General features: G+C 62.4%; 7 protein-coding genes. 4 read left to right on the plus strand and 3 right to left on the minus strand.

From position 1 onward, the window contains the following. Positions 1-66: 66 nt before the first annotated feature. Together ABSG20_RS04555 and ABSG20_RS04560 are read right to left on the minus strand one after the other, a co-directional pair. Positions 67-2,406 (minus strand): xanthine dehydrogenase family protein molybdopterin-binding subunit, encoded by a 2,340-nt coding sequence (locus ABSG20_RS04555; RefSeq protein WP_423863296.1) that lies wholly within the window; start codon positions 2,404-2,406, stop codon positions 67-69. A 103-nt stretch (positions 2,407-2,509) separates the two neighbouring features. Further along, positions 2,510-2,995, minus strand: coding sequence for a (2Fe-2S)-binding protein (locus ABSG20_RS04560; protein ID WP_423863297.1), 486 nt, complete (start codon positions 2,993-2,995; stop codon positions 2,510-2,512). A gap of 459 nt (positions 2,996-3,454) precedes the next feature. On the opposite strand from ABSG20_RS04560, the gene ABSG20_RS04565 reads away from it, so the two are divergent. From ABSG20_RS04565 to ABSG20_RS04580, 4 genes are all read left to right on the plus strand, one after another. Beyond that, complete coding sequence (locus tag ABSG20_RS04565; protein WP_423863298.1) at positions 3,455-5,500, plus strand: methyl-accepting chemotaxis protein; 2,046 nt, start codon at positions 3,455-3,457, stop codon at positions 5,498-5,500. A gap of 204 nt (positions 5,501-5,704) precedes the next feature. Beyond that, positions 5,705-7,195: an MFS transporter gene (locus tag ABSG20_RS04570; protein ID WP_423863299.1), complete on the plus strand. Its 1,491-nt coding sequence runs from the start codon at positions 5,705-5,707 to the stop codon at positions 7,193-7,195. Positions 7,196-7,201: 6 nt separating this feature from the next. Continuing rightward, positions 7,202-8,017 carry a trehalose-phosphatase gene (otsB, locus tag ABSG20_RS04575; RefSeq protein ID WP_423863300.1) on the plus strand — a complete coding sequence of 272 codons (816 nt, stop codon included), beginning with the start codon at positions 7,202-7,204 and terminating at the stop codon, positions 8,015-8,017. Positions 8,018-8,188: 171 nt separating this feature from the next. After that, the gene (locus ABSG20_RS04580) at positions 8,189-9,655 is read left to right on the plus strand and encodes a trehalose-6-phosphate synthase (protein WP_423863301.1); all 1,467 of its coding nucleotides are present in this window, start codon (positions 8,189-8,191) and stop codon (positions 9,653-9,655) included. Between the two features lie 99 nt (positions 9,656-9,754). Here ABSG20_RS04580 and ABSG20_RS04585 read toward each other — a convergent pair. Then, on the minus strand, positions 9,755-10,261 hold a 507-nt coding region (locus tag ABSG20_RS04585), incomplete at its 5' end, for a hypothetical protein (protein ID WP_423863302.1).

Here is a 10,261-nt window from a genome sequence, read left to right on the forward strand (position 1 = left end):
CCCTAATTTCTGTTCTGGTCGCGTTTTCTTCACGCCAACCGGTTTCCACGTCGCTCGAAAATACTCTCAACCGTGAATGGCGTGCCACACCCGGTCGGGTGTCGCCGGCATTTCGAGTTTGTTGCTACCGATGGCATCCGTGATGGCGTTGATGACGGCGGCGGACGAGCCGATCGCGCCAGCCTCGCCGCAACCTTTGACACCGAGCGGGTTGCCCGGGCACAGTGTGGTGGTGTGCGACAGCTTGAACGACGGCAGGTCGTCGGCGCGCGGCATGGTGTAGTCCATGAACGAGGCGGTCAGGAGCTGGCCGCTGGAATCGTAGACCGCATGTTCGAGCAACGCCTGCCCGATGCCCTGGGCAAGGCCGCCGTGGACCTGGCCTTCCACGATCATCGGGTTGATCAGCCGGCCGAAATCGTCGGCCGCGACGAAATTGACGAAGGAGGTCTTGCCGGTAGCGGAATCGACCTCGAGTTCGCAGATATAGGTACCGGCCGGGAAGGTGAAGTTGGTCGGGTCGTAGAACGCGGTCTCCTTCAAACCCGGCTCCATGCCGTCAGGCAGGTTATGCGCGGTGTAAGCGGCGAGCGCGACCATCGGCAGCGCAATCGACTTGTCGGTGCCGGTGACCTTGAACTCGCCGTTCTCGATGACGATGTCGTTCTCGGAGGCCTCGAGCTGGTGCGCGGCGATCTTCTTGGCCTTGGCTTCGACCTTCTCCATCGCCTTCAGGATCGCGGTGAGGCCGACGGCGGCGGAGCGCGAACCATATGTGCCCATGCCGAACTGCACCTTGTCGGTATCGCCATGGACGATCTGGATCTGACTGATCGGAATGCCGAGGCGATCGGAAATCAGCTGGCAGAATGTGGTCTCATGGCCCTGGCCGTGGCTGTGTGAACCGGTGAGCACTTCGATGGTGCCGACCGGGTTGACGCGAACCTCGGCCGATTCCCACAGGCCGACGCCGGCGCCGAGACTACCGACCGCTTTCGAGGGCGCGATGCCGCAGGCCTCGATGTAACAGGAGATGCCGATGCCGCGGAGCTTGCCGTCGGACTTGGCTTTCGCCTTGCGCGCCGGGAAGCCAGCGTAATCGATCGCTTTCATCGCCGAATCGAGCGAGGCGCCGAAATCGCCGATGTCGTAGGCCATGATGACAGGGGTCTGGTGCGGGAACTGGGTGATGAAGTTCTTGCGGCGGAGTTCGGCCGGATCGACCTTCAACTGCCGGGCCGCCGTCTCCAACAGACGTTCGAGCAAATAGCTCGCTTCCGGCCGCCCCGCGCCGCGGTAGGCGTCGACCGGCGTGGTGTTGGTGTAGACCGTGATTACCTCGGCATAGATCGCCGGGATGTTGTACTGGCCCGACAACAGGGTGGCGTAGAGATAGGTCGGCACCGAGGAGGAGAACAACGACATATAGGCGCCGAGATTGGCGTGGGTCTTGACCCGAAGTCCGGTGATCTTGTTATCCTTGTCGAACGCCATCTCCGCGTGCGTGACGTGATCGCGGCCATGGGCGTCGGTGAGAAAGGACTCCGAGCGGTCGCCAGTCCACTTTACCGGACGGCCGACCTTCTTGGAGGCCCACAGCGCCACCATCTCTTCCGGATAGATGTAGATCTTGGAGCCGAAGCCGCCGCCGACGTCGGGGGCGATCACCCGCAGCTTGTGCTCGGGTGCAATGTTGTAGAACGCCGACAGCACGAGCCGCGCCACATGCGGATTCTGCGAGGTGGTGTAAAGAGTGTAGTGCTCCTCCGCGGTGTCGTAGTCGGCAACCGCCGCGCGGGGCTCCATCGCATTGGGTACCAGCCGGTTGTTGAGCAGATCGAGGCTGATGACATTGGCCGCCGACTTGAAGGCCGCCTCGGTAGCGCCCTGGTCGCCGATATGCCAGTCGTAAATGATGTTGCCCGGCGCCTCCGGATGCAGTTGCGGCGCGCCCGGCGCGATCGCCGCCTTGATGTCGGCAACCGCGGGCAGTTCCTCGTAGTCGACCACCACGGCTTCCGCCGCATCGCGCGCCTCGTTCTTGGACTCGGCAATGACGACCGCAACCGCCTGGCCGACGAAGCGGACCGTTTCCGGCGCCATCGCCGGCCACGCGCCCATCTTCATCGGGCTGCCGTCCTTGGAGGTGATAGCCCAGCCGCATATCAAATTGCCGATCTTGTCGGCGACGAGCTCGCTGCCCGTCAGCACGGCAATCACGCCCGGCATTTTCATCGCTGCCGCCGAATCGATGCTTTTCACCTTGGCATGCGCGTGCGGGGTGCGGACGAAATGGGCATAGGTCATGCCGACAAGCCTGACGTCATCGACGTAGCGGCCCTTGCCGGTGATGAATCGCCGGTCTTCCTTGCGCACCACGCTGGCGCCAATACCTTCAACACCCATCGTATTTCTCCCTGTCGGACCGCCAGAACCGCGCGAATAATGTGCAGGCGCAGATCGCGGTCGGTTTTTGAATTTCGAAAGTTCTAGCTTTGCGGATCAGCTATCATTCTGCCGCCTGCGTGACCTTCATGCGGCCGGCGGCGTCGAGCACCGACTTGACGATGTTGTGGTAGCCGGTGCAGCGGCAGATATTGCCTTCCAGCTCGTGCCGGACGGTCGCCTCATCGAGCTGGCCGCCGTGCCGGTTGACGATATCGATCGACGACATGATCATGCCCGGCGTGCAGAAGCCGCATTGCAGCCCGTGATTGTCGCGGAACGCGGCCTGCATCGGGTGCAGCTCATCGCCCTTCGCGATCCCTTCGATGGTGGTGACGTTGGCGCCGCTGGCCTGGCCGACCAGCACCGTGCATGATTTGACCGCCCGGCCATCGATATGCACGACGCAGGCGCCGCACTGGCTGGTGTCGCAGCCGACATGGGTCCCGGTCAGATTCAAATGATCGCGCAGGAGATGGACGAGAAGGGTCCGGTCCTCGACCTCGGCCGATACGGCCTTGCCGTTCACTGTCAGATGGACTTTAGACACGCGTGATACCTCCCGATTCTTAATTATTTCAGTCACGTTGATTAGAGAAAGCAGCGGACTTTGCAACTAGGATTTTTGCCGCGCAAGTCGTTGTGGTGTCAAAATTTCGAACGCCCGCCCGGTTTACCATCGATTCAACGGCGTTTCCCGGTCGCCGGTGGAACCGGTGGCGATCGAGATGGTTCCGGCAATGAAGCTCCAGAAGCCGCAGGTGCAGGCCGGCCGAAGCTCGCACTAGCCTTGCATTGGGCGGGCGCTGTCGCAACCAGAGGCCCGCGCAGCGAAAGCGACCCAAATTCCGGCCTGAACGGCCGAATTTTGCTCGCGTTCGACAATTTCGCGTCATCGCGAAGCGTGGTTTACCCTGCCTTATCAATTCTGCTCTAGTTTTTCGCGCCGGAGCGGGACGCTTGCGTGCCCGATACCGCTGGTTTTCGGCATGAAAGCGGAGGGCTTGAGGTGGGATGGTCGAAACGTGTCTGGCCGCGATTGCTATCGGCAAAACTTCCGACCTTGCGATTTCGCGGCAAAGTGCTCCTCGGCTTTGCCGTCGTACTGGCAATCTCGGCAGCCAGCATGGGCATCGCCTATCTTGGATTCGAGCGGGTTTCGGCCGCCGTTGCGGCCTACCGCAACAGCGTGTCGGAAGCCGACCTGGCCCGCAATATCGACCGCGAACTGACTTCGTACCGGGCGCTGGCGCGCTACTACGTGGTGACCGGAAAGGAAGATGACGCCAAGGCAGCGCTGAGCGCCGAAGCCGCCCTGAAGGACGCCATCGATCAATCGATGAGGGGCAGTACAGCTGCGGAGCGGCTCGAGCAGATCACCCGCCTGGCCAGGGAATTCCGCATCTTCACCAAGATTTTTGCCGACATTCTCAAGGTCAAGCGCGACAGCGCCCTGGTGACGCAAAACCAGCTGACGCGCGACGGCAACATGCTGCGTTACAAGCTCGACGATCTCCCCAGCAATGCCAACGACGCGGAGCTTTCGGCGATCGACTTCGGCGCAAAAAAAGTCGCCGCGCAATTTCAGGCGGTGACGGCGCTCGCCAATAACTTTGTCATCAATGCCGACGAGACGGTCGCCGCCAGCGCGCTGGCACGGCTCAAATTCGTCGAGAATGCGCTAAGGGCGATATCGTCGAGCGATGAAAGGATCTTGCAGGGACTCAAGGAGGCATCCGCTCTGCTCGAAGAATATCGGCAGGCGCTTGGCAAACTCATCGAGAATGCCAAATCGATCGACGAACTCGTCACCGAAATGACCGAGTCCGCGGACGCGATCATGAAGGGCTCGAACGCGATGAAGGCCAACCTGCTCTCCGATCAGCAAAGACTTGAATCGGAGTCGGATACCATCATCGGCGAGACCGAGCGTCTGATTCTGATGATTGCGGCCGGCGGATTTTTGTTTGGCGCAGTGCTGGCCCTGGTGCTGGGCAAGGGAATTTCCCGGCCGATGACGGCGATGTGCCAGGCGATGCGCGAGCTCGCCGGCGGCAATTTCGACGTCGTGCTGCCTGGTCTGGGGCGCCGGGATGAACTTGGCGAGATGGCGGGGGCGGTCGAAGAGTTCAAGCTGCAGGCCATCGCCAAGGCCGAGCGCGACACCGCGGCCCAGGATGCCCATAACAAGGCGGCCAGCGCGGCGCGCCGCAGCGAGCTCATTGGCTTCGCCGATGGTTTCGAAGCCGCGGTCGGCGCCATCGTCTCCAATGTTTCGGCTTCCGCCACACAGCTCGAGGCGGCCGCCGCAACCCTGACGCGGACCGCGGAAACCACCCAGAAGCTGTCCAGCCAGGCCGCCGGCGCATCGGAGCAAGCGTCCGGCAAGATGCAATCGGTCGCTACTTCAACCGAGGAGCTGTCAATGTCGGTCGATGAAATCGGAAGGCGGGTGCGCGAATCCAACGAGATCGCGGAGGCCGCGGTGCTTCAGGCGCAGCAAACCGACGGCCGCATCGGCAAATTGTCGCGCGCCGCCCAGCAGATCGGCGACGTCGTCAAGCTGATCACCGCGATCGCCGGGCAGACCAATCTGCTGGCGCTGAATGCAACCATCGAAGCCGCGCGCGCCGGCGAGGCCGGTCGAGGTTTCGCCGTCGTCGCTTCCGAGGTCAAGTCGCTGGCGAACCAGACCGCGAAGGCGACCGGGGAGATATCGTCCTACATATCCGGCATGCAGGGCGCGACCCAGGAATCGGTCACGGCCATCAAGGAGATCGGCGGCACCATCGTCCAGATTTCCAGTATCGCCTCGGCGATCGCGGGCGCCGTGGAGCAGCAAGGTGCGGCTACCCAGGAAATCGCCCGCAACGTCCAGAACGTCGCCCAGGGCACCCATCAGGCCGCCGCCAATATCATGCAAGTCAACCGTGGCGCGACGGAAACCGGATCCGCCTCCGAAGAAGTTCTGAATTCAGCGAAAACACTATCGACCGAAAGCGCGCGGTTGCGTGCGGAACTCGATCGCTTCATGGCGAATATCCGCGCGGCGTAGTTCGCGTCCGGACTTGCTCGCTTCACTCGCGCCCTCAGGCGCCGATTGGCGCGTCAGGGAACGACGGCCAGTCTGTTCCGCACGCTGCGGCTGGTCGCGGCGGGAACTTCGGCTTTCCGGGCGCGTTGAGAGGCGTCGCCATTGCCGCGGCAGAGCCGCATTGGACGTCGCATTCCCCGTCGGCGTCCTCACTGGTTTTATCCGATGAATCTGCAGCGATCGCAGCGCGCTTCGACGGCAGTTGCCACACCGCCGACGCGGGAGAGCGACGATCGCGCCATCGAAACCAGCATTCCCTTCCGTCTCGACAGCCTGCGCTGGAGCGGGTTTCACAGCCGCGTCGTGCTCGCGCTCGGTATCACCTGGATTCTCGATGGATTGGAGGTCACGCTGGCCGGCGCGCTTTCGGGGGCGCTGAAACAAAGTCCGAGCCTTCACTTCACCAACTTCGATGTCGGCCTTTGCAACAGCGCCTATCTCGCGGGTGCCGTGTTGGGTGCGCTCGGCTTCGGCTGGCTGACCGATCGGATCGGGCGCCGGAAACTGTTTTTCATCACGCTGGCCCTCTATCTCACGGCGACCGCCGCGACGGCGCTGTCGTGGAATGTCTGGAGTTACGCGCTGTTTCGATTTCTCACCGGTGCCGGCATCGGCGGCGAATACACCGCCATCAATTCCACCATCCAGGAGTTGGTACCGGCGCGTTATCGCGGCTGGACCGACCTTGTCATCAACGGCAGCTTCTGGATCGGCGCGGCGATCGGCGCGTCCAGCGCGATCGTCCTGCTCGATCCGGCCCTGGCCGGCCCCGATCTGGGCTGGCGGCTCGCCTATCTCACCGGGGCGGGTCTTGGCCTGATCGTGTTTGTGATGCGGATGTGGATCCCGGAAAGCCCACGCTGGCTGGTGATCCATGGCCACCCCGATGCCGCGAATGCGATCGTCGACGACATCGAGCGATCGGCTACAGGGCGGTCGCGGGACCCGCGTCAACATCCATGGCCCAAGATCAGATTGAGGATGCGCGATCATACCCCGCTGCGCGAGGTGGCGCGGACGCTGTTCTCGACCTATCGGCAGCGCGCGCTGGTCGGGCTGGCGCTGATGATCGCGCAGGCCTTTTTCTACAACGCGATCTTCTTCACCTTCGCGCTGGTCCTGACCGAGTTCTATGGCGTCGCCGCGGATCAGGTCGGGTGGTATATCCTGCCTTTCGCCGCCGGCAATTTCCTGGGGCCGTTGCTGCTCGGCCGGCTGTTCGATACGCTGGGCCGCCGGCTCATGATCTCGCTCACCTATGGTCTTTCGGGGGTACTGCTGGCGCTCTCCGGCTATCTGTTCGCGATCGGCGTGCTGAGCGCGCAGAACCAGACCATCGCATGGATGGTGATTTTCTTTTTTGCCTCGCCGGCCGCGAGCGCGGCCTATCTCACTGTCAGCGAGACCTTTCCGCTGGAGGTGCGCGCGTTGGCGATTGCGCTGTTCTATGCCGTCGGAACGGGTATCGGCGGCGTCGCCGGACCGCTACTGTTCGGCGCGCTGATCGATAGCGGATCGCGCGGCAGCGTTTTCGCAGGCTACCTTTTGGGGGCGGGGCTGATGGTTGCGGCGGCTGCGATCGCGTGGCGCTTTTGCGTCGCGGCCGAGCGCCGGCCGCTGGAATCGGTTGCCCGCCCGCTGGCTTTTGTGGAGTAGAGAGCAATGAACGAGGATGTGGCCGAGGTGTCATCGCAGAACGATAGTCCAGCGCCGGAGCGGGTGTCGGCGGCGAGCGAACTGGCGCCGCGGCTGGATCAATGCGCGCTGCTGCTCGATATCGACGGCACGCTGCTTGATCTCGCGCCGACGCCGCGCGAAGTGTGGGTTCCGCCGGGTCTGGCGACGACCCTCAACCGTCTGCGGAAAAAAACCGCGGGCGCGCTGGCGCTGGTCAGCGGTCGCTCGCTGAATGATATCGATCGGATTTTTTTCCCCGCGCTGTTTCCCGCGGTCGGCGGCCACGGCGCGGAAATGCGGCTGGCAGCCGACGGCGAAGCGGTCGCCGCCCATGCTCCGCCGATGGACCAGGAATTGAAGCGGCGGTTGGCGGCGATTGCCAACCTCAGCCCGGGCATTCTGCTGGAGGACAAGGGTTATTCGCTGGCGCTGCATTATCGGCTGGCGCCGCATGCGGAACAGGCGATCTACGAGGCGGTGTCCTTGATCAGGGCCGATTTGCCTGACGCGCCGATCGAGGTGCTGCCCGGAAAATGCGTCTGCGAGATCAAGCATTCCGGCTTCAACAAGGCATCGGGTGTCATCGAATTGATGAGCCACCCACCTTTCAAAGGCCGCCGGCCTATCTTTATCGGCGACGACGTTACCGACGAGAGCGTGTTCGCGATCATGCCTGGTTTTGGCGGCCTTTCGATTTCGGTAGGCCGGCGCGCAGCTGGCGTGGCGCACCATTTCGATGCGCCCGGCGAGGTGCGGGCGTGGCTCGCCGGCCTGCTCGATGGAGAAACCGCGGCAGAATGATGACGATTGTCGCTGCTGCAAGCGGATTCGGATCCGCTTTGGCCGCCTCACGCGGCAGTCTGAAATTGCCGCCGCGCAGTCAGAATTTGGTTCCATTTGGCTGAAAGGGTGACGCGGAACCATATTGATGAACGGATGTTAACTGGCGAGAGAAACACCAGGAGAGGGACTGTGAACCTCGTCGTCGTTTCGAACCGCGTCGCGCGCGGCAAGGCCAATGAGCCCATGACCGGGGGTCTCGCGGCGGCCTTGTTGCCGGTGGTGGAGAAATCCGGAGCGATTTGGGTCGGCTCGAGCGGCCGGGTTCGCGACGGCATCCAGAAGGAGCCATTCGCCGAAATCGAGGCGCTCGGCGCCGGCGCGCTGGCGATGCTCGATCTGCCGGCCGCCCATTACGGCGGATATTATGAGGGTTTCGCCAATTCTGCATTGTGGCCGGCACTGCATTCGCGAACCGACCTGATCCGCGCTTCAAGTGAAGATTTTCTCAGCTATCGCGAAGTCAACGCCTTCATGGCCCGCGCGCTGCTGCGGTTCCGCAAGCCGGACACCCTATTCTGGATCCAGGATTATCATTTCCTGACGCTGGGCGCGGATTTGCGCGACCTCGGCGTCAGGCAGCCGCTCGGGTTCTTCCTGCATACGCCATGGCCCGTGCGCAGCATCATCGCGGGCGTCCCCCACCATCGCGAATTGATCGAGGCCATGCTGGCTTACGATTTGATCGGTTTCCAGACCAGCGATGACTATGACAACTTCCTGAGCTACCTTACGGCGGATCTCGGCCTCAAGGTCGATGACGGTGTCGTGGTCTCGCCTCATGGCAGAACCCGTGTCGCGGTATTCCCGATCGGCATCGATGCGGAAAAATTCGCACGGCAAGCCGCCAGGGCCGTCTCCCATCCTGATGTGTCGCGGTTGCGGCGAAGCCTGAACGGCGAGAAGCTCGCGATCGGCGTCGACCGGCTGGACTATTCCAAGGGACTGCTCAACCGCGTCAGCGCGTTCGATCGGATGTGGACTCTGCACCCGGAGCTTGCGCGCGCGGTGTCCTTGCTGCAGATCGCCACGCTTTCGCGGGGCGCAATCGAGGCTTATGGCCATCTGCAAAGCGAACTCGCCAAGCTGGTCAGCGATGTCAACGGCCGCCACGGCGAAGTGGACTGGACCCCGATCCGCTATCTCAACAAGGGCTTCGGCCAGACCGTACTGGCGGGCCTCTATCGAACGGCGCAGGTCGGCGTGGTGACGCCGCTGCATGACGGCATGAACCTGGTGGCCAAGGAGTATGTCGCGGCACAAAACCCTGATGATCCCGGCGTGCTGGTGTTGTCGAAGTTTGCAGGCGCCGCCAACGAGCTCGACTCTGCGCTATTGGTGAACCCGCACGACATCGACGGCATGGCGCGCGCCATCGCGACCGCGCTCTCGATGCCCCTGATCGAGCGGCGGATGCGCTGGGAAGCCATGATGAAAAAGCTCCGCAGCGGCTCGATCCAGCGCTGGTTCGCCGATTTCGTCGAGGCGCTGCAGGAATCGCAAGCCGACAAGGCTTCGGCGCCCGAGCCATCCCAGATAGCTGGCTCGCCGACACCATGGCCACCGCGCGCGATCAGCCGCAGCGCACGGCTCCACTAGTCGGAAGTTGCCGAGCAACTTCCGACCGGGGTTTTCCCGCTCAGGGAACGTCCGGGTGAGCGATCCGCGGTGCAGAATGGCCATGCCTTGCGGCTCGCGTCAGCATTTGCCAGCAAGACCGTTGGCGACGGCCCGAGAATAATCCCCGAAACTATTTCCGGATTTGAAGATATCTGAAGTGTTCCAGAGGAAGGCGCCTCCCGCATTTTGCCGAAGATCCGGGTTGCTGAAGACCTTGCAGATGTCATCAGGACTGTATTGAGACAAACAGGTGCCATCGCGCCGGTGCGCGGAGCAAACCCAGTAACCCGGCACGATGAAAGAATCGATATCCGGTATGCCCAAATCCCCGGAATATGATTTCAGATTGTCGAGCCAGTACCTGGTCGTGTTGCCGCCACCGCCGTCATAACATTGTAGATTGAGGCGTTTGACGATCTGTCGATGGCCATTTTTTTCATATATATCGGCCAAACAGGCAAACCAGTCTGTCATAGACGTATAAGGGCAAAAGCTCACGCCAACATTAAACTGGTGCAGCAGCAAAGCGAGCTTGGTGACGGCGTTTCGCATGCCATCGTCCCAGCTCTCTTCCATGTCGAAATC

Origin of the sequence: Bradyrhizobium sp., assembly GCF_049512235.1 — a bacterium.
Lineage (GTDB): Bacteria > Pseudomonadota > Alphaproteobacteria > Rhizobiales > Xanthobacteraceae > Bradyrhizobium.

Coding starts and splice junctions, on each gene's coding strand:
- ABSG20_RS04555 (WP_423863296.1), bottom strand. CDS start 2,406: ATGGGTGTTGAAGGTATTGGCGCCAGCGTGGTGCGCAAGGAAGACCGG.
- otsB (WP_423863300.1), top strand. CDS start 7,202: ATGAACGAGGATGTGGCCGAGGTGTCATCGCAGAACGATAGTCCAGCG.
- ABSG20_RS04570 (WP_423863299.1), top strand. CDS start 5,705: ATGAATCTGCAGCGATCGCAGCGCGCTTCGACGGCAGTTGCCACACCG.